15 protein-coding genes are annotated in these 19,135 nt (G+C 62.6%); 6 read left to right on the top strand and 9 right to left on the bottom strand.

The genetic code is table 11. From position 1 onward, the window contains the following. The first annotated feature begins 15 nt into the window (after positions 1 to 15). The 5 genes from priA to ACQY7R_RS25230 all read left to right on the top strand — a co-directional run bounded on the left by priA (position 16) and on the right by ACQY7R_RS25230 (position 7,799). The gene (gene priA / locus ACQY7R_RS25250; protein ID WP_428308319.1) at positions 16 to 2,325 is read left to right on the top strand and encodes a replication restart helicase PriA; all 2,310 of its coding nucleotides are present in this window, start codon (positions 16 to 18) and stop codon (positions 2,323 to 2,325) included. Between the two features lie 119 nt (positions 2,326 to 2,444). Next, complete coding sequence (locus tag ACQY7R_RS25245; protein ID WP_428308318.1) at positions 2,445 to 4,253, top strand: sensor histidine kinase; 1,809 nt, start codon at positions 2,445 to 2,447, stop codon at positions 4,251 to 4,253. A gap of 75 nt (positions 4,254 to 4,328) precedes the next feature. Then, positions 4,329 to 4,793 carry a ribonuclease HI gene (gene rnhA / locus ACQY7R_RS25240; protein ID WP_428308317.1) on the top strand — a complete coding sequence of 155 codons (465 nt, stop codon included), beginning with the start codon at positions 4,329 to 4,331 and terminating at the stop codon, positions 4,791 to 4,793. A gap of 145 nt (positions 4,794 to 4,938) precedes the next feature. After that, positions 4,939 to 7,053 carry an ATP-dependent DNA helicase RecG gene (gene recG / locus ACQY7R_RS25235; RefSeq protein ID WP_428308316.1) on the top strand — a complete coding sequence of 705 codons (2,115 nt, stop codon included), beginning with the start codon at positions 4,939 to 4,941 and terminating at the stop codon, positions 7,051 to 7,053. Positions 7,054 to 7,325: 272 nt separating this feature from the next. Beyond that, complete coding sequence (locus ACQY7R_RS25230) at positions 7,326 to 7,799, top strand: PepSY domain-containing protein (protein ID WP_428308315.1); 474 nt, start codon at positions 7,326 to 7,328, stop codon at positions 7,797 to 7,799. 134 nt (positions 7,800 to 7,933) lie between these two features. Here the strand turns inward: ACQY7R_RS25230 and gmd are convergent, their stop codons facing one another. From gmd to ACQY7R_RS25195, 7 genes are all read right to left on the bottom strand, one after another. Then, positions 7,934 to 8,992 carry a GDP-mannose 4,6-dehydratase gene (gene gmd / locus ACQY7R_RS25225; protein WP_428308314.1) on the bottom strand — a complete coding sequence of 353 codons (1,059 nt, stop codon included), beginning with the start codon at positions 8,990 to 8,992 and terminating at the stop codon, positions 7,934 to 7,936. A gap of 54 nt (positions 8,993 to 9,046) precedes the next feature. Next, the gene (locus ACQY7R_RS25220; protein ID WP_428308313.1) at positions 9,047 to 9,994 is read right to left on the bottom strand and encodes a GDP-L-fucose synthase family protein; all 948 of its coding nucleotides are present in this window, start codon (positions 9,992 to 9,994) and stop codon (positions 9,047 to 9,049) included. Positions 9,995 to 10,109: 115 nt separating this feature from the next. Next, positions 10,110 to 10,676 carry a WcaF family extracellular polysaccharide biosynthesis acetyltransferase gene (locus tag ACQY7R_RS25215; RefSeq protein WP_428308312.1) on the bottom strand — a complete coding sequence of 189 codons (567 nt, stop codon included), beginning with the start codon at positions 10,674 to 10,676 and terminating at the stop codon, positions 10,110 to 10,112. Next, positions 10,673 to 11,836, bottom strand: a complete 1,164-nt coding sequence (locus ACQY7R_RS25210; RefSeq protein WP_428308311.1) for a glycosyltransferase — start codon at positions 11,834 to 11,836, stop codon at positions 10,673 to 10,675. Before ACQY7R_RS25210 ends, ACQY7R_RS25215 begins: the two co-directional genes overlap by 4 nt. 30 nt (positions 11,837 to 11,866) lie before the next feature. Then, positions 11,867 to 13,177, bottom strand: a complete 1,311-nt coding sequence (locus ACQY7R_RS25205) for a hypothetical protein (RefSeq protein WP_428308310.1) — start codon at positions 13,175 to 13,177, stop codon at positions 11,867 to 11,869. A 91-nt stretch (positions 13,178 to 13,268) separates the two neighbouring features. Beyond that, a complete protein-coding gene (locus ACQY7R_RS25200; RefSeq protein ID WP_428308309.1) occupies positions 13,269 to 14,114 on the bottom strand; it encodes a sulfotransferase family protein in 846 nt (281 codons plus the stop codon). Positions 14,115 to 14,174: 60 nt separating this feature from the next. After that, positions 14,175 to 15,419 (bottom strand): glycosyltransferase family 4 protein, encoded by a 1,245-nt coding sequence (locus ACQY7R_RS25195; RefSeq protein WP_428308308.1) that lies wholly within the window; start codon positions 15,417 to 15,419, stop codon positions 14,175 to 14,177. Positions 15,420 to 15,747: 328 nt separating this feature from the next. Here ACQY7R_RS25195 and ACQY7R_RS25190 point away from each other — a divergent pair, with 328 nt between their 5' ends. Continuing rightward, positions 15,748 to 16,650, top strand: a complete 903-nt coding sequence (locus ACQY7R_RS25190; protein ID WP_428308307.1) for a glycosyltransferase family 2 protein — start codon at positions 15,748 to 15,750, stop codon at positions 16,648 to 16,650. 26 nt (positions 16,651 to 16,676) lie between these two features. Here ACQY7R_RS25190 and ACQY7R_RS25185 read toward each other — a convergent pair whose 3' ends face one another. Further along, positions 16,677 to 17,474, bottom strand: a complete 798-nt coding sequence (locus ACQY7R_RS25185) for an FkbM family methyltransferase (RefSeq protein ID WP_428308306.1) — start codon at positions 17,472 to 17,474, stop codon at positions 16,677 to 16,679. Positions 17,475 to 17,492: 18 nt separating this feature from the next. After that, positions 17,493 to 19,079, bottom strand: a complete 1,587-nt coding sequence (locus ACQY7R_RS25180; protein ID WP_428308305.1) for an oligosaccharide flippase family protein — start codon at positions 19,077 to 19,079, stop codon at positions 17,493 to 17,495. Positions 19,080 to 19,135 lie beyond the last annotated feature (56 nt).

Genomic DNA, 19,135 nt, shown 5'->3' with positions numbered 1-19,135 from the left:
CGGACCGCTCTCGGCATGCCTCCCAATCAGCGCAACCTATTCGACGCCGAACCTGCGCCGTGGGAAATCGACGAAGCCGAATTGCGAACCGTCGCGTCGGTCGTCCTGCCGACGGGCCCCAAGGGACCGTTCGACTACCTCGTACCCGACGGCCTCGCCGATCCTGCCGAACCCGAGCGACTGGTCGAAGCGGGCCGCCGCCTCCGCATCCCGTTCGGCCGGGGCGATCGCGAGGTCACCGGCTACTGCGTCGCCGTCGAGATGAAACGGGTCGACGCCCGACGGCTCAAGCAAGTCTCCGCCGTGGTCGATTCGCGCATCCTCCTCTCCGCGGCGATGCTGCGGCTCACCGAGTGGATGGCCGACTACTACCTCTGCCCCTGGGGACAGGTGCTCGAGGCGGTCGTTCCCGCCGGCGTTCGCGGGATGGCCGGTACGCGCGAAGTGAAGTTCCTGACGCCCGCCGACGGCGCCCTCGAAAAGTTCAAAACGCTGAAGCTCCGTTCGCCGCAGCAGCGGAAGACGCTCGAAACGCTGCTCGCCAGCAACCGGCCGCTCACGATGCCGGAACTCGCTGAATCGGCCGACTGTTCGCTGGCGCCGATCAAAGGCCTCATCAAGCACGGCCTCATCGAAACCGCCGTCGCGCGCGTCGCGACCGGCAGCGGCGCCGAGCAGAAGTGGCAGCGCGAGACCCCGCTGGAATTCAATCCTGATCAGGCGGCCGCCTTCGAGTCGATTCGCACCGCCCTCGACTCGGGCGAGGCGAAAGGCATGGTCCTGCACGGCGTCACCGGCAGCGGCAAGACCGAAGTCTACCTGCAGGCGATCGAGCACGTCGCCAAGTTCCGCCGCCAGGCGATCGTGCTGGTGCCCGAAATCAGCCTCACGCCGCAAACGGTCCGCCGCTTCCGCGCCCGCTTCGACCGCGTGGCTGTGCTGCACAGCCACCTCACCGACTCCGAACGGCACCAGCATTGGCAAAGCATCGCCCGCGGCGAAGTCGAAGTGATCGTCGGCGCCCGCAGCGCGGTGTTCGCCCCGACGCCCCACCTCGGGCTGATCGTGATCGACGAAGAGCACGAAACGACGTTCAAACAAGACCAAGCTCCTCGCTACCACGCTCGTGACGTCGCTTGGCAACGCGCGCAAGCGGAGAGCATTCCACTTATCCTCGGCAGCGCCACGCCCTCGCTCGAGGCCTGGGTCCGCGCGCAGCAGGGGGAGTTCGAAAAGATCTCCCTGCCGAAACGGGTGATGAACCTGCCGCTGCCCGACGTGCTGACCGTCGACATGCGCGACCCAGCTCAAACTCGCTTCGGCCGCGGGGCGATCACGCGGCCGCTCCATCAGGCGATGGTCGAGGCTCTTCGCGGCGGGGGGCAGGTGATCTTGCTGCTCAATCGCCGCGGCTTCTCGACCCACATCCAATGCCCGGCGTGCGGCTTCGTCCTTAAGTGCGAATACTGCGACCTCGCGCTCACCTACCACCGCCAACACAACACGGCGCTCTGCCACTACTGCGACCACGAAGCTCCGCCGCCGCGAGCTTGCCCCGACTGCAAGTCGCCCGCCATCCGTTACGGCGGCGTCGGCACGCAGAAGCTCGAAGAGGAAGTGAAGTCCCGCTTCCCCGACTTCAAATGCGCCCGCATGGATGTCGACACGATGCGCCAACGCGGCAGCCACGACAACGTCCTCTCAGCGTTCCAACGCGGCGAGTTTCAGATTTTGCTCGGCACACAAATGATCGCGAAGGGACTCGACTTCCCGAACGTGACGCTCGTCGGGGTGATCAACGCCGACACGGCGCTCCATCTGCCTGACTTCCGCGCGGCGGAGCGGACCTTCCAACTTGTCGCCCAGGTTGCTGGTAGAACAGGCCGCGGCAAACGTGGCGGCCGCGTGCTCGTGCAGACGCTCAACCCCGAGCACCCCGCGATCATGGCGGCCGTGCGGCACGATTACCCGCGCTTCGCCGAGCATGAACTCGCCGTCCGCCGTGCGGCCCACTACCCGCCGTTTACGTCAATGATTCGCGTGGTGGTCCGCGGCCCCGTCGAGGAGGTCGTCCGCGAAACGGCCGCCACGCTGGGCGACCGCCTCAAAGCCGCCATCGCCGCCGCCAACATTCCCCGCATGCGCGTCGTCGGCCCCGGCACGGCGCCTATCGCCCGCCTACGGGGCGACTTCCGCTTCCATTTGCAGCTGCAAGGCCCCGACGCCGCGGCACTACGACAAGCTGTCCGCACGGCCGCCGAGGGCTTCACGCCCCCCGACGGCGTCCGCTGGATCGCCGACGTCGACCCGTGGGATATGCAGTAGCATGGGCGAATCCGCCGACCAGTCGCAATTGCGGCTTGATCTTGGCCCCCAATGCGCTCCCGCCCTACAATAAAACCAGTCCCGCTAGGTCTTCCCAGCTTCACACGACTCGTATCGCCATGAGCTATCGCAGTTTCAAACGCGCTCTCGGCGAAACGAATCTCGAACGCAAGTGCCGGATGCTCTTTGGCACCTGCCTGCTGGTGCTGATCTCCGGCAGCTTTTGGTGGTACAGCACGGCGACCGATCGCATCGTCTACGAGTACCTCAACCGTTCGGTTGGCAAAGCGCTCGTCGATTACGCGATGCTCGACGCCCACAAGGGAGTCGTCTCGACGAGCATGTCGGGCGACACGGCCGGCATCAGCGACTTAGAGAAAAAAGCGAACGAGTCGCTCGCCAATCTCTTCCGCAGCGGCGAGATCTCCTGGGAAACTCGCTACCCGAAGAATCCCACCGACTCGAAACGACCTGACGAAGAGTACGAATTCAAGTGGATGAAGGAGTGGTCCGACTTCGCCGACAGCATGCGCGAGAAGGGGAAGTTCGACGACGCCGGCATCGTCAACGCCCACAAAGATCCCGAGAACCAGCTCTGGCGCGAAAGCCCGTCCAGCGGCAACGGCTCGTACGTCTACTACCAGCCGGTCTTCGCGAAGGCCGACTGCATTGTCTGCCACAAGCAAAAGGGAAGCGTCGACCAACTCGTCTTGCCCGACCTGAAGCAGGGCGACCTGATGGCGGTTTTTCGCGTGACGATGAACACGAAAGACACGCAGTACGCCCAAGCGAAGAACCGCTCGCTGCTGATTACCCTCGGCGTGATCACCGTCTTCCTGGCGATGGCGGCGCTCTACGTGATTATCCGCTACATCATCGTCAAGCCGCTTGCTCACTTGCGCGAGGTGGCTGACTCAATTCGCCGCGGCGACGTCGAACAGCGGGCCGTCATTCACACGGGCGACGAATTCGAAGAACTTGGCGCCGCGTTCAACCGGATGTTGCGGCAGCTTCTCCGCCAGCAAGACCAGCTCCGCAGCGTCAACGACGAACTCGACGGCAAGATCGACGAGCTCGCCCAGGTGAACATGCGGCTGTTCGAAATGAACCAGGTGAAGAGCGACTTCCTCGCCACGGTAAGTCACGAGCTCCGCACGCCGCTCAACAGCATCCTCGGCTTCAGCGATTTGCTCGCCAAGGGGAAGACGCTCGACGACAAGCAGCGCCGCTACGCCGGCAACATCGAACGTTCCGGCCGACAGTTACTCGACATGATCAACGACATTCTCGACCTCGCGAAGATCGAAAGCGGCCGCATGGAAGTCCGGGCGAGCGAGTTCGACATCGGCGCCGTCGTCCTCACGCAGTGCGATCTGGCTCGCCCGCTCAGCGAAAAGAAGCATATCGACCTCGATTGCGAGATCGCCGCCGGGCTGCCGCCGATTCGCCAAGACCGCGGCAAGCTCGAGCAGGTGCTGAACAACCTGCTGTCGAACGCGATTAAGTTCACCCCCGACGGCGGCCGCATCCACGTTTCCGCCCGCAAAGACCGCCGCGGCGATCTGCGGTTGAGCGTCGCCGACACGGGCGTCGGCATCAACGACTCCGAGCAAGTGACGGTCTTCGAAAAGTTCCGCCAAGGCTCCAACGTCCTTGCCGGCGGCAACGCAATGACCCGTGAGTATTCCGGCAGTGGGTTGGGCCTGTCGATCGTCCGTGAGCTTTGCCGACTCCTCGGCGGCGACGTCACGCTGGAGAGCGAACTCGGCAAGGGGAGCGAGTTCACCGTCATCCTGCCCTGGAGCGTCGCCGAGCCGAACCGCATCGAATCGCCGTTGGCGGACGAGTTACGACAGCTAGCGAAGTCGCGCAGCGACGGGCCGATGGCGGCCGTCGGCGGGCACAATGGGGATGGCGACACCCTCTAATTGACGCCTCGCACGTTTGAGGAGAAGCTATCTCCTCTCATTCGTTGCCACCGCGCGCCGTTCGCTGAATTCGCCATGACGAAGCCCCCCGAAGTTCTGCTCTACACCGACGGCGCCTGCAGCGGCAACCCCGGCCCCGGCGGCTGGGCTTTCCTGCTGATTCACCCCGCCACCGGCAAGGAAATGGAACGCTCCGGCGCCGAACGCGAAACGACGAACAACCGCATGGAGCTCCAAGCGGTGATCGAAGGGCTTGCCACGCTCAAGCGGCCGACGCGGGTCGAAGTTTTTACGGACAGCGTCTACGTCGGCAAAGGAATCTCCGAGTACATGCCGAAGTGGAAGGCGAACGGTTGGCGCCGCAAGGAAGGAACCAAGTTCGCCGAGCTGAAAAATGCTGAACTCTGGCAACGGCTCGATGGACTGCTGGCGCAGCATCAGGTGAAGTACACCCGCGTCGCCGGTCACAGTGGCCATCTCGAAAACGACCGCGTCGACGGCATGGCGGTTGAGGCGTACCAGCGTCTGCTAGGTAAATAGCAGCCACAAGTACCCTTTCACGCCCCTAGCCCCGGGCTCCGCCCGGGGCTCGCTCACCATTCCGATTGGCGTAGCCCAACGTGATGCCACCCTCTGGCAGAGCCAGGGGCTAAATTACGCATCGCTCCGACGCTAAGATAGCGGCATGGATTCCCCCTCCCCGCCGCCGACCTCCGCCACGCCGTCCGACGACGTTAAACGTCGCCTCGCGACGCCGGTCGAGTTCATCCGCGGCGTCGGCCCGGGACGCGCCCAGCTGCTCGAACGGATCGGCCTCCGCAATGCCGGGCATCTCCTCTTCAACTTCCCCCGCGATTACCAAGACCTCTCCAACGAACGCACAATCGAACAGCTCGAAGAAGGCCAACTGCAAAGCGTCCGCGGCGTCGTCGCGGAAATCTCCGCCACGTCAAAAGGCTTCGGCAAGAGCCGACTCGCGGTGCTGATCTCCGACGGCACCGGCCATCTCCGCGGCATGTGGTTCAATCAGCCCTTCATGCGCGACCGCTTCCGCGAAGGGATGCATGTGCTGCTCACCGCCTCGCCGAAGATGCGCGGCCTGATGTGGGAAATGTCGCACCCGCAGGTCACCGTGCTCGCCGACGAAGAGGCGACGCTCGACGCCAAGCTACTCCCGGTCTACAGCCTCACCGAAGGCCTGTCGCAGTATCACATGCGGCGGATCGAGCAAGCGGCGGTCGAAGAGTTCGCCGATCAACTCGAAGAAGTCTTTCCGGCGCCGCTGCTCAAACGGTACAAGCTGATGCCGCTGGTCGAAGCAGTCCGCGCGATCCATCAGCCGGCCGACCGTGAGGTGCTCGAACACGCCCGCCGCCGCTTCATCTTCCAAGAGCTGTTCGTCCTGCAGCTTGCCCTCTCGATTCGCCGCAGCGAACAGCGACAACTGAAGGCGTACGAACTTCCCGCCACTGCGAAAGTCGACGCCCGCATTCGCCGCCTGCTGCCGTTCGAATTGACCGCCAGCCAAGAGAAGGCAATCACGGAAATCTCGGCCGATATGGCGCTCGATCGCCCGATGAACCGCCTGCTGCAAGGCGACGTTGGCAGCGGCAAAACGATCGTCGCCCTCTACGCAATGCTCGTCTGCGTCGCCAACGGCCGGCAAGCCGCGCTCATGGCCCCCACCGAAATTCTCGCCCGCCAGCATGCCGACACGGTATCTCGCATGCTCGAGGAAAGCCGAGTCGAATGGGCCCTCGTCACCGGCGGAAACACCCGCAGCGAACGCGAGGAAACGCTCCGCCGACTCGCCGCGGGCGAGGTCAATCTCATCATCGGCACCCACGCCGTCGTCCAAGAGTCGGTGAAGTTCAAGGATCTCGGCCTAATCGTCGTCGACGAGCAACACAAGTTTGGCGTGCGGCAACGCTCCGCCCTGCGGCAAGGCGAAGTGGCGCCCCACTACCTTGTGATGACCGCGACGCCGATTCCGCGCACGCTGAGCATGACGCTCTTCGGCGATCTCGATTTCTCAACGCTCGACGCCTCCCCCGCCGGACGGCAGCCGATTAATACCTATCTGGTCGAGCCCGAGCAAGAACCGCGGTGGTGGCACTTCGTCGGCGAGCGATTGCGTGAAGGTCGACAAGCGTTCGTCGTCGCCCCGCTGGTCGATGAGTCAGAAAACATGCCGGCGCCAAGCGTCGCCGAAGCATTTGAGCGGCTCACCAACGGCGAGCTTGCCTCGTTCCGCGTCGCCTTGCTCCATGGCCGCATGAGCTCTGCCGAGAAGCAAGACGTGATGCAACGCTTTCGCAGCGGTGAGACGCAAGTGCTCGTCAGCACGTCGGTGATCGAAGTTGGCGTCGACGTTCCCAACGCCTCGGTGATGACCGTGCTCGGCGCCGATCGCTTCGGGCTCGCGCAGCTCCACCAGTTGCGCGGTCGCGTCGGCCGCGGCAGCAGGGCAGGGTACTGCGGCATCTTACTCGAAGCGACGAACGAAGAGGCTGGCGAACGGCTCGAATCCTTCTCCAAGTCGAACGACGGCTTCGCGCTCGCGGAGCTCGATTTCGAGTACCGCGGCCCCGGCGATTTGTTCAGCACGCAGCAGCACGGTATGCCGCCGCTGCGGATCGCCAATCTGATGACCGACCGCGACATTCTTGAAGAAGCCCGCCGCGAGGCGCAGCTTCTCGTCGCCGCCGACCCTGGCCTGAAGCATGCCGACAACGCGCCGCTGCGACAGCAGATGATGACGCGCTACGGCAAGTCGCTGGAACTCGGCGACGTCGGCTAGCCCCGGGCTCCGCCCGGGGGTGTCCTCCATTCCGCTAGGCGTCGCGGCTAGCAACGCCACCCCCGGGCAGAGCCCGGGGCTACGAATGCGCTGAACATAAAGCCGATTTTATCTTCCGCTCACCGCCATCTCACCGCATCGGGCGATGATTCAAGCAAGGAACCAATGAGTTCCCCACGCCACGGCGTCCGATCATCACCCCGACGTTCGAGCCAGCCAGAGAAACATCCGAGAACGCTCGGCTCAAACGCCCACTCATAAGGAGCATTGCGATGAGTTTCTTGAAGTCATTCGTCCTGGCCACCGCCGCGGCAGCCACCCCGATGGCGGCCATCACCGCCGCTCCCGGCGATGCGACCAAGCCCGAAAAGGTCCAACCGATCGTGAAGATCGTGCGGCAACTCGAACAATCCGGCTACGCCCCGTTCACCGAGCTGTCGATGGACGACGGCGTCTGGGAAGCCGAGGTCTACAAGGACGATGTTCCATACGAACTCCATGTCGATCCGAAGACAGGCGAAATCCTGTCGGAACATCGCGACGATTCCGAGCCCCGCCCGCCGCAAGATGCGAAGCCACTCTCTGAGATCCTGCAGCTGCTCGCGAAGGCTGGCTACGACGACATCGACGACGTCTCGTTCGAACGCCGCTACTGGGAAATCGAAACGTACCAGAAAGATGGCGAGCACGAGATCCACGTCGACCCGATGACGGGAGAAGTCGTGTCGGATCGATTGGATGATTAATTTGAAATTGTCAGTTGTCCGTGGTCCGTTGTCAGTTGCGAAAGACGTTGCCATCGTCAGCAACTGACGACGGACAACTGACTACTGACGGCCGCCGAGTCGTGCTGGAAGCCAAACAACAACTTCCCCGCGGCCTACCGCGGATTTTCCGTCTCGTTCTTAAGATCAGCGTCAACCATCATCTTCGCCAGCCCCGCGAAGGTCACCTTCGGCTGCCAGTTGAGATCGCGACGCGCCTTCGCGGCGTCGCCGAGCAGCAAATCGACTTCGGCGGGGCGGAAGTAGCGCGGATCGATTTCGATCAGCGTCTTGCCGTCGGGGCCAATGCCCCGTTCGTTAACGCCCTCGCCTTCCCAGCGAATCGGCATCCCGATGTGACTAAACGAAACCTCGCAGAACTCGCGCACCGAGTGCGTCTCGCCCGTCGCGATCACATAGTCGTCCGGAATCTCAGCCTGCAACATCAGCCACATCGCTTCGACGTAGTCGCCGGCGAAGCCCCAATCGCGTTTCGCATCGAGGTTGCCGAGGTACAGCTTCAGCTGCAGCCCGAGCTTGATGCGGGCCGCCGCGCGCGTGATCTTGCGCGTGACGAACGTTTCGCCCCGCCGCGGCGACTCGTGATTGAACAGAATGCCGTTCACCGCGAACATGCCGTACGACTCGCGGTAGTTCTGTGCGATGTAGAACGCGTACGCCTTCGCCGCCGCGTACGGGCTGCGCGGATGGAACGGCGTCGTTTCCGTCTGCGGCGTTTCGACGACCTTACCGTACAGTTCCGACGACGACGCCTGGTAGAACTTCGAGTTGAGCCCCAACTCGTGAATCGCCTCGAGAATCCGCGTCACGCCGAGGCCCGTCACGTCGCCCGTATACTCCGGCACGTCGAACGACACCTTCACGTGCGACTGGGCGCCAAGGTTGTAAATCTCGTCTGGCTGCACCCGCTTGAGAATGTGATTGATGCTCGAGGCATCGCTCAGATCGCCGTAGACGAGCCGCAAGCGGACGTCCGATTCGTGCGGATCGCGATAAAGATGATCGATGCGGCCGGTGTTGAACGACGAGCTGCGGCGGATAATCCCCCAGACGTCGTAGCCCTTTTCTAGCAGCAGTTCAGCCAAGTACGAACCGTCTTGGCCGGTGATGCCGGTGATCAGTGCAGTTTTCCGCGACGCGGTCGAGTCAGACATGGCAATTCTTCAGAACGACGCGCGAGACGCCGCGTTAGGCTAGGCGGGACCGGATCAACCAGCGGCGGCGACCGGCAAGCGGGAGCAGTACCACTTGTAGGCAGACGCCAACCCCTCGTTCAGCGGGGTCCGATGGCGCCAACCGAGGGCGTGAAGCTTCGACACGTCGAGCAACTTTCTCGGCGTCCCGTCGGGCATGCTAGCGTCAAACCTGATTTCGACGCCAGGGCAAACCGCGTCGCGAATCAGGCCGGCGAGCTCGGCAATTGTCAGATCTTCGCCCGAGCCGACGTTGATTGTCCCGTCGCCCTCGTACTCGTCCATCAAGAACAAGCAGGCGTCGGCCAGATCGTCGACGTGGAGAAATTCTCGCTTCGGCCGCCCCGAGCCCCACACCGGCACGTGCGAGGCGCCGCTGACCTTCGCTTCATGGAACTTGCGAATCAGCGCCGGCACGACATGCGAGCTGGTGAGATCAAAATTGTCGTTCGGCCCGTACAAGTTCGTCGGCATCGCCGAGATGAACCGGCAGCCATACTGCTTGCGATATGCTTCGCACGACTTGAGGCCGGCGATCTTCGCGACGGCATAGGCTTCGTTCGTTTTTTCGAGCGGGCCTGTGAGGAGATACTCCTCCTTGATCGGCTGCGGGCAATCGCGCGGGTAGATGCACGAGCTGCCGAGATACAGCAGCTTTTCCACGCCTGTGCGGTAGGCTGCCTGCAGCACCGTGGCGTGGATCATCAGGTTGTCGTACAGGAACTCAGCGGGCCGCGTCGAGTTCGCTTGAATGCCGCCAACGGTGCCGGCCGCGTGAATGACGTACGCCGGGCGATGGGCGTCGAACCACGCATCGACGGCGGCTTGCTCACGCAGGTCGAGCTCGCTCCGCGTCGCGGTGAGAATGTCGGTGAAGCCCGCGGCCGACAGCCGGCGGACGAGCGCCGAGCCGACCATCCCGCGATGGCCCGTAACGAAAATGGGTACGTTGCGATCAATCATATGAATCGAGTCTAAACAGCGGTCACGGCAGAGTTAAGCAACTTCCCGCCGGCGCCTCGATTTGCCCGCGGTTTTGCGGTGATTTGCCCCGGCAGATTGCGGATAACCCGTGGAATCACGAGGCGGGAGGCTCGCGACGGCCAATTTCCCGGGCCGGATTTCCCCCGACGATGACGCCCGCCGGCACGTCTTTCACCACGATGCTGCCCCCCGCAACCAAGGCGTTCGGCCCGACGTTGACGCCCGGCATGAGCGTCGCCCGGGCGCCCACCCAGGCCCCATTTCCGATGCGGATCGGCGAAGGCAGCAAATCAAAAGTGCGCCGCCGATGATCGTGGCTCCCCGTGCAAAGGTAGACGAGCTGCGAAATGCAAACGTTGTCGCCGACTTCCACGTCAACCATGTTGTCGATCCACGACTCCTGGCCGATCCAGCAATGGTCGCCGATGGTGAGCCTCCACGGAAATTTGATGCGAACATGCGGTTTGATGACCACGCCGTGGCCAATACACGCGCCGAACATCCGCAGCAATCGCACCTTCAAGCCGCTGACCGGAAACCAGCCCCCTTCGAACAACGCCACGCTGACGAAATACCACAGCGTGCGCATTGCGCGGCCCCGACCTGGATCGAAGTCGGAGTTGTCGTAACTGGCCAGATCAATCCAGGACTGGTCGCTCATCGTTCGATCGCCTCCTGGTACATGGCTTCGTACGCCGCGGCGACGCGATCGCGATCGAGCCACTCGTTCACGAACGCTCGCCCCTGCAGCCCAATCTCGCGCGAACGCGGCAGGTCGGCGGCAAACCGCTCGATCCCGTCAGCAATGCTCGCCGGAGCGGCGTCGACGATCTCGGCGCCGCCCGTTTGGAGTTCTTGCCAAATGTCGGCGCCGCGCGTCGTCACGACCGGCGTGCCGCACGCCATCGCCTCCGCCAGCACGAGGCCGAAGTTTTCCTGATGCGTCGGCAGCACGAACACGTCGGCCGCCTGGTACAGCGAACGCTTCTCGACGCCGCGAACCATACCGAGAAACTCGACCGCGTCCTGCACTCCCAACGACGCGGCGAGCCGCTTCAATTCCGCAACGTAAGCCTCGTCGCCCGGTCCCGCGATGAGCGCCTGCACTGCCTGCCGCCCGCGGCGCCGCAACTCTGCGACCGCCTGAATCAGCAGATCGACGCCCTTCTTCGGATGAACGCGACTGAGGAACAGAATCTTGAACTTGTCGGCCTGAATCTGCGGAAACGCCCGCAGTGCCGGCTCAGGCCCCGGCAATTCGCTATAGGCCGACAGATCGAGCAAACAGCTGATCACCGCCGTGTTTCCTGTGACCGGCACGTACTTCAGCGCCTGATCCATTTCGGCCTGGGCGGTGAAGTGCACCGTCGTCGCCGTCCGGAACAGCGACCGCCCGCCGAGCGCTAGAAACGCGTGCTTCTTCGCCGCCTTCTTACTCATCGAATAGTGGTCGAGCATCCCATGCGGCGTCACGACGTAGGGCGTGCGGCTGCGTTTGATCAGCGGCGCCAGTTGGAAGTTCGCCAGCTCCCACGGCGTGTGCAGGTGGACCACGTCGGCGGTCGGCAGCAGCGCTCCGAAGCTGGCGCGAGCAGCTCGGCTGAGGAACTGCCGGCTAATCCGCGAGTGCGGAACCTCAATGACCGTCGGCCAATTGCCGGCGCCGCGCCACTCCTGCGGCACGTCTTGCGCGTCGCAGGTCACGATCGAAACCCGATGCCCGCGCGTCGCCATTGCTTGGCTAAGATCCAGCACGGCCGTAACGACGCCGCCTAGTTCGGAGCGAATCTCGCGGATGAAATGAACGCAGCTAAACGGCATGGCACGACGAGCGTAGACCGGGTGAGTTAGTTACGCGTACCGCAATTGCTGCTGCGCTGCGAACGAGTAGCGGTTCTCTCGCAATTGGTTGGCCAAACCGATGAAGAAGCACGACAAGAAGTAGTGCAGGAACGTCCAGGTCGAAACCGACCAGAAAATCATGTCGTTGACGAGTCCATGGAGGTAGATGGCCCCCAGAATCGACGCCGCGGTCCACAACACCGCGGGCTGCAAATTCACCTGGCTCCGCCGCCACAAGACGTAGTACATCGAAGTCAGCGTTTTGAAGATCGCGTACGCCAGCGGCGCTGCAAGCAGCAACCCGCCTAGGTAGGCCACGCCGACGTAGGAATTGTGCGGAATTTTGTCGGCTTCTTGGCCGACGACCACCGACATCCCTTTGGTTCCGAGCAATCCGCCAATCGGACGCTTCGCGATCATGCTCGCGTAAACGAAGGAGTTATCGTAGCGGCCGGAAGTCGTCGCCTCCGTTAGCCGATCCGTCGATGCGGCGCCTTCCGTAAAGCGGAAGAGCCAGACGCCGACGCCAACCGTGACCACTGCCATGATCCCTAACAACAGCGGCCGCTTGGCGGCCCAAAACGCTGCAGGGAGCATCGAAACTGCCGCCACGATAATGCCTTGTCGGCTCGCGGTGGCGATTAACAGCGTCGCTCCCGCTCCAATCACCGCCATGCACACAATTCGATATGCCTTCGCCTTAAAACCAATCAACCCGCAGCCTGCGAGCGCCATCACCGTAGCTAAAATCGGCACGAGTTGATTCGCGTTGATTCCGAACGGAGCAAACCGCCCGATGCCCGGGATAAAGGACTGAGCGCGAAAGAACACCAGCGCGAGGACCGAAATCCCCAACGGAACCATCAGTCCGACGAAAATGCTGCCGACCACCCGAATGAACGACTCTTCCGAATCGACCACCCTGTAAACCAAGATCGCCGTCAACGCCAACAGGAACATGTTGGCGAATTGAACGAAGCCGATAATTCGGTCGCCTGTCGTGGCAATGCAAATGCAGCCGATAATCGGCGCAATAAGGTAGATCCATGCGACGCTAGGGACCGTATTGCGATTCCCGGGACGCGTGTAGGCGAACCACATGATGGCGATCACTGGCATCCAGTACGTCGCCTTCGAAATCGAAGCGATCGGTCCCAGGTTCGTGAAGCGATTGAGGTTCAGCCACGCAGCCGCAATGATCAGCGACGCCTCCATGCCGTACTTCTTCGGCATCAGAATGGCGGCAATGCCCATCGCGACCAGCGCCAACATCAGGTGCGCGATCGACAGGTTTTCGAGATGGCGTGTGATGCGATCCATAGTCTTGATGCCGACGACAGATTCTCGTGCCCGGCGACGTCCGAACTCAGCGCCGCAATCAAACCATCTCTACAACCGAACAAGCTGCTGCTCAGTATCCGTCCCACAGCGGTTCGCTGAGATTCAGATAGCGGCTTAGGGCCCCGACGTCTTCCGCGAGTTGCTGACGCAAGAACTCTCTCCCCTCCGCACTGAGCTTCGGCAATTCTTGCTTAGCCTTCGGCAACAGCAACCCGCGCACCGCCTGTCGCATGCCGGAAGGCATCAGCGGACGCACGATTCTGCGGTAAAAACCGCTCTCACGCGCCTGCCGCCACACGCTAGACAGCACAGGTTTGCCCTGGCTCTTATTATACGCCACGGCTTCTCGATCGACGAACTCCGCAGCGTTCAGCCCCAGGAATTGGCAGATCCGCTCCATCGTCTCGGGCCGACGTTCGACATAATCCTCGAATCGCACGACCAGGATACGGTCTCTGCCGATTGCATCGACCCATGGCGTCAGTTGGTCGTAGTAGCGACTGTACTGAATGTAACGAGGTTGAGTGCGAATCTCGTCGTCGATCGACGGTCCTGCCTGCCCCGCGAAATACTCGTGGTGATGGTGGCTCACGATCCGGTCGATCGGATGCCGCACCAAGTAGATGGCCTGGAAGCCGGCGGGCAGCAGCTGAGTCGCGCGAGCAGGGACGCCAGCAAAATCCGGCAGCTTCGTGTACCCGGTTGAAGCGTCGCAACAGCGTTGCCCGGGCTCTGCTTTCGCGTACAGCGCGGCGTACCGCTGCAAGCCGTCTGGCGTTAACACGTCGTCGCTGCAGAGCGAGTGAGGCTCTTTGTCAGCTTGAAAGAAAACGTGCGGGTGCTGCGCAAGGTCCATGTACAGACTGGTCGTCCCAGCCTTCATAGCGCCGATGATCAAGATGTCGGGTAACTTCATAGGGCAGGCGGTATTCTCAGCGACTCTCTCCAAACTGCCGTCGGCAGTTTGAAAGGCATCTCACGTCGACGTCGGGGACGCGATCGCAAACTCTAGCGGCGTCGGGGGTTCGGGTTCCACAGGTGGCGGCGGCGGGAGCAATCCGGCATGCGCGAGCGCCAGCCGCACGCCTTGCACAGGATCGCCGCGGCGACGCCATTCGTCGAGGATCCGCAACGACGCTTTCCGATAGGTCGCCAGAAGTTCGTCGTCGCCAGTGACTTCCAGCAAGGCCCCCGCCAGTTCATCGACGTTCCCCGGCGCAAACGTCCGGCCGTTGACGCCGTCGCGGCACAGCTCGCCGGCGGCGCCGACGACGCGGCTGGCCATGATCGCCAACCCCGCCGCCGCTGCTTCGCACACAACGACGGCCCACGGTTCGTAGTTGCTGGGCAAGACGAAAGCCTCGCCGCAGCGGTAGAGCGCCGCCAACTCGTGCGGGTCGTCGATGAAGCCGGTCCACGCGACCCGATCTTGCAACTCGCTCGGCACACGCGCTTTGAGTTCCGCCTCCAGCGGCCCGCCTCCCACCACGAGTAAATCCCATGCCGGACGCTGGCCGGCGATGCGCGCGAATGCGTCGATCAGCGTATCGACGCGTTTCACTGGCGCCAGCCGTCCTGAATAGACGATCCGCCTTCTCCCCGCCGGCAAGTTGAACTTCTCTTCAACGCGACGGCGATCGTCGGCAGAGACTTCAAAAATGCGGCGATAGTCGGGCTCGTGGGGCATGAAGAAGTGCGGCTTCTGATCTCCCCCGTAGCGTGCGAAGAAGCGCCGCCCGTACTCACCGCACGGCAGCAACCCGTCGACGTTTCGGACGACCCAACCGACGTAACGTTGCTTGACCCAGCGTCGCCAACCGGTGACTCCGTCGCCGTAAACGTTTGAGTCGCCGAACAGGTAGTTCGGCACGCCATGGCGACGGCACCACATAATGATGCGAGCCAGTGCCGGGCTGTGGTACCCGGCCGTCACCACCGCATCAATCTGATGCTCTTTGAGCCAGCCGGTAATCTTGTCTGCTCGGCGCCAATCGTTCGCGATGGCGCGCAGGCTCGTTTTGCGCCCCACGGTTTCGCCTGGCCCAAAAACGACCGGCCGAATTGCCTCGGGGAGCGCGTGGCTCCAAGGCTGCCAGTTGTGTTCGTGCAGAAACAACGACCACAGTTCCACCTCGCCCGCCATTTCCTCAGCAATCCGCAGGTGCTGATGAATGCGATACGGGGAAGGGGCGTTGGCGATGATGGCTAGCTTCGGCGTCATGCTGCTGGATGCTCGTACAATCTGCCTGCCATCAGAGGCGTTCAACGATATTTCGAAATAGCCGCTCGGCGACGGCCGAGCGGCGAACTCGCGGGCGCCCCGCCAGCGCGGAATCCAAGCGCCGCATGCGGGGCGTCGAGTAGAGTATACTTGAGCCGCTGATTCGCGATTCGGCAACGAAAAGTTCTCCGACGATTCGGAGCACTTATCGCCCTGCACCGAGCGGATTCGCCGGCGTTTTCAGTCTATTACCCCACCCCGCCTGGGGCAAACGCGATCGCCCTGCACGCCGTTGCTCGATCGCTTCCGTCGCCCACGTGAACGCTTTATGCCAGACGCAACGATTGTAATTGCCACGTACAACCGCAAGGACGATCTGCGTCGCGCCGTCGCCTCGGCGTTGCAACAATACGGCGATATCGAAGTGCTGGTGCTCGACGACTGCTCGACCGACGGCACGGGCGAGATGGTGCAAACGGAGTTCCCGGCCGCACGCTACATTTGCGCCGAGCAAAACGTCGGCTACATCGTGAATCGCAACCGAGCCGCCGATCTCGCGACTTCGCCGATTCTCATCTCGATCGACGACGACGCAGAGTTTTCAACCACCGACGTCATTAGCCAGACGCTACAGAACTTCAACGATCCACGGATTGGCGCCGTCGCCATCCCGTTCATCGACGTCAAAGTCTCGCCCGCCATCCGGCAAGCGGGGCCCGACGCCGAATCGACCTGGCTGATCGCTTCGTTCATTGGCACCGCGTACGCCATTCGCAAAGACGTCTTTTCTCAAGTCGGCCGATTTCGCGAAGAGTTTCGCCACCAAGGCGAAGAAAGCGATCTCTGCCTGCGGATGCTCGACCAGGGCTACGTCGTCCGGCGCGGTACGTCGGAACCGATTCTGCATCATGAATCGCCGAAACGCGTGCGCACGCGCATCATGAAGTATGCGAGCCGCAACTGGGTCATCGGCATTCTTTACGGTTACCCGATGCCGGAAATGCTGCTGCACCTCGCCGTGAAGAACTTCAACGCCCTGCGGCTCTGTTTCAGACGCGCATCGTTGGCGCCGTTGCAAGGAATGCTCGCGGGATACGCCCATGCATTGCCCCGACTGAAGCAACGCAACCCGGTGCGGCGATCGACGCTCGCGCTGTTTGAACGGCTCCGCCGCGGCGGTCCGCTCAGCTTGGAAGAGGCCGCCATCCCGCCGACCAGCGCCGGCAATTAGTACAACTCATCAGAGCGATCCGCAAATCACGCCTGCTTTCGCAGGCAAATCGTTAACTCTCGGCTGGTCGAAAGCTCGAAGCCTTCCGAAGCAATTGCCGGGAAAAAGACATCGCTCGCTCGGCCAAACTGCGAATCGTCATGGAGTTCCACCGCCATCGCGTCGACTTTCGGCAGCCACTCGCGATAGCGGTCGTCGGTGAACACGACCACCTCGGCGCCTTCGATATCCATCTTCAAGAGCGAGATCCGCGGCTCGCCCGATTGCTGCAACAAGCTGCCGACGTCGAGCGCGTGAAACTGCGGCTCCTCGCCCGGCCGGCATTCCCTGACTTGCCGCGTCCACTGCTGACCGTCGCGATAAGGGACTTCGCTAATCACGAGCCCCGTCGAGTGCGACCAAATTCCGGCGCGATGCATCACGACGCGATCGCCGTACGGGGCGAGATTCTTCCGTAACATCTCGAAGTTGTCGGGATCAGGCTCGACGGTAATCAGCCGGCACTTCGGGAACTTAGTGAGGAAATACGCGGCGGAGTAACCGACGTTCCCTCCGCAATCGACGACGAGGTCGATGTTTTGCAGGTGGGCGAGGCACTCGTACTCCAGCGCCACGAAAATCTGATGAAAGACCTGCAAGTCGCTGCTATGCGACCGCGCTTGCAATGGAAACGCGGCGTTCTTCGTGCGGAGCGTGTACAGCCCCGGACTGTCGAATCGATTGCGCAAGGGCCTCCAAACATACACCAACGCCAGATAGCGCAGCCCGGTCGCGACGCCGAGCGCTGCGAGAATCGATTGAATGCGTTTGAGTCGCTTGAGCATTGAATGTTCCAACTGGTATCACGAACTCGCGTCGGCAGGCAGTCGAGGGGCAAGCAACAAGGCGCGGCGGGCCGGCTCCGCCAGCGAGCGGGGAGCCACCGCGAGAAACTCGATCAAATCCGCAGCCCGAAAACATCGCAGCGAAACGACGTACAACGCCCCGAACAGCGCCGTGTTGATGATGAGCGACGCGACGCGGTACTCGTGATAGCCGGCGACCGAGCAGACCAGCAGCGTCGCTCCGGCGCACGCCGTCGCCAGCGCCCACCCTGGCAGGAGCGCCTGCAGGAAAACACGGATGCTGACGCCCCACGCCCGCACCAACACGGCGCCCATGACGATGCCGAATAGCACCTGGGCCGAGCCAATTACCGCCGCCAGGCCGGTCAGATTCGAGCCGTATAGTTTCACCGCCAGCCACGCGGCAATCACCAGCGTGGATCCCTCCATCAACGTCAGCATGGCGCTGAGGCGAAACTGCCCGCGCGACATCAGCACGGCGTGCAGCACGATTGACAGCGCCCGCAGCGGGGCCGCGATGGCGAAAATCTGCATCAGAGGGATGACGGCCGCCCACTTCTGCTTCCAGACGATGAACTCCAGCGGCTCAATCACCACGACCAGAGCCAAACTCATGGCCGACATGACGATCATCAGCACGCGAATCGTCCGAATGAACGCCGCCGCCTGCCGCACTGGGTCGCTGGCCAATCGACTCAACACCGGCAAGAGCACGTATTGCAGGTTCACCCACATCAGCGCTGCGATCTGCGTCGTCAGTTGGTAACCGAAGAAGTACTGGCCGACGACGCTCTTGTCGAGATAGAGTCCCAGCACCAGGTAGTCGCCGAAGAGCAAGAACCCGGAAAAGAACATCGTCGCCACAACCCAAATCGAACTGCGCAGCAGCTCCGGCCAGGCCCGCACGTTTGGCGATTCGTTCCACAGCTTCTCGCGCGTCGCGACGAACATGGCGACGTCTTCGAAAATAGCGACGCCCAATAGCGGCAGGACGAAACTTAGCGCGCCATAGCCTTGGAAGGCTAGGAAGATCGCTCCCAAGTGGCGAATAGCGACTGAAATAACCGAAATAATCGTCAACGCGCGGAAACGCAAATCGATGCGTAACTTGGCGCGCGTTACCAGCGCCGGCGCTCCGAGCGGCAACGACAGCGCGATCACCCACAGCATCGACGTCAGCTTGGGATCGCCGTACAGATGAGCAGCCAATGGCGCGACGGCCGCGAGCACCGCACCCGCCGCCGTGCTGAAGCAGATTCCAATCCAAAACCCGGGGCCCGCCAGAAACCGGAACTGATCCGACCCGCGCTGCACCAGCAGTTGCGCCAGCCCGCCGTCGTGAAAGACTTTCGCGAACGTGGCGACCGAACTCGCAATCGCAAACACGCCGAAGTCCGCCTTCGACAACAACGCGCCGAGCGCGATCTGCGCCACAAAGCTCAATACTTTGCCGGCGATGAAGCTTAACGACAGCCAGGAGAACCCATGCCCCACCGCGCGCCCCAGCCCTGGCTGCGCGCCTGCAGGGGCGTCAGCGGAGGGAGCGTCGTCGACGCTCGTCTGAGATGGCGAATCGACTGCCATGGAGCGTCGAAAAAGGATTGGTTCGGCAGTCGCGAGGGGGAGGGCGACGCGGCAAC

The sequence above is a fragment of the Lacipirellula sp. genome, from assembly GCF_965279485.1.
GTDB lineage: Bacteria > Planctomycetota > Planctomycetia > Pirellulales > Lacipirellulaceae > Lacipirellula.
Note: the sequence above shows the minus strand (reverse complement) of the source record. Positions and strands in the feature narration are given on the sequence as shown.

What these genes read in the sequence shown, in the direction of transcription:
- ACQY7R_RS25195 (WP_428308308.1), bottom strand. Translation starts at nt 15,419, where the DNA reads ATGACGCCGAAGCTAGCCATCATCGCCAACGCCCCTTCCCCGTATCGC.
- ACQY7R_RS25205 (WP_428308310.1), bottom strand. Translation starts at nt 13,177, where the DNA reads ATGGATCGCATCACACGCCATCTCGAAAACCTGTCGATCGCGCACCTG.
- gmd (WP_428308314.1), bottom strand. Translation starts at nt 8,992, where the DNA reads ATGTCTGACTCGACCGCGTCGCGGAAAACTGCACTGATCACCGGCATC.
- ACQY7R_RS25220 (WP_428308313.1), bottom strand. Translation starts at nt 9,994, where the DNA reads ATGATTGATCGCAACGTACCCATTTTCGTTACGGGCCATCGCGGGATG.
- ACQY7R_RS25230 (WP_428308315.1), top strand. Translation starts at nt 7,326, where the DNA reads ATGAGTTTCTTGAAGTCATTCGTCCTGGCCACCGCCGCGGCAGCCACC.
- ACQY7R_RS25200 (WP_428308309.1), bottom strand. Translation starts at nt 14,114, where the DNA reads ATGAAGTTACCCGACATCTTGATCATCGGCGCTATGAAGGCTGGGACG.
- ACQY7R_RS25180 (WP_428308305.1), bottom strand. Translation starts at nt 19,079, where the DNA reads ATGGCAGTCGATTCGCCATCTCAGACGAGCGTCGACGACGCTCCCTCC.
- rnhA (WP_428308317.1), top strand. Translation starts at nt 4,329, where the DNA reads ATGACGAAGCCCCCCGAAGTTCTGCTCTACACCGACGGCGCCTGCAGC.
- ACQY7R_RS25245 (WP_428308318.1), top strand. Translation starts at nt 2,445, where the DNA reads ATGAGCTATCGCAGTTTCAAACGCGCTCTCGGCGAAACGAATCTCGAA.
- recG (WP_428308316.1), top strand. Translation starts at nt 4,939, where the DNA reads ATGGATTCCCCCTCCCCGCCGCCGACCTCCGCCACGCCGTCCGACGAC.
- ACQY7R_RS25215 (WP_428308312.1), bottom strand. Translation starts at nt 10,676, where the DNA reads ATGAGCGACCAGTCCTGGATTGATCTGGCCAGTTACGACAACTCCGAC.
- ACQY7R_RS25210 (WP_428308311.1), bottom strand. Translation starts at nt 11,836, where the DNA reads ATGCCGTTTAGCTGCGTTCATTTCATCCGCGAGATTCGCTCCGAACTA.
- priA (WP_428308319.1), top strand. Translation starts at nt 16, where the DNA reads ATGCCTCCCAATCAGCGCAACCTATTCGACGCCGAACCTGCGCCGTGG.
- ACQY7R_RS25185 (WP_428308306.1), bottom strand. Translation starts at nt 17,474, where the DNA reads ATGCTCAAGCGACTCAAACGCATTCAATCGATTCTCGCAGCGCTCGGC.
- ACQY7R_RS25190 (WP_428308307.1), top strand. Translation starts at nt 15,748, where the DNA reads ATGCCAGACGCAACGATTGTAATTGCCACGTACAACCGCAAGGACGAT.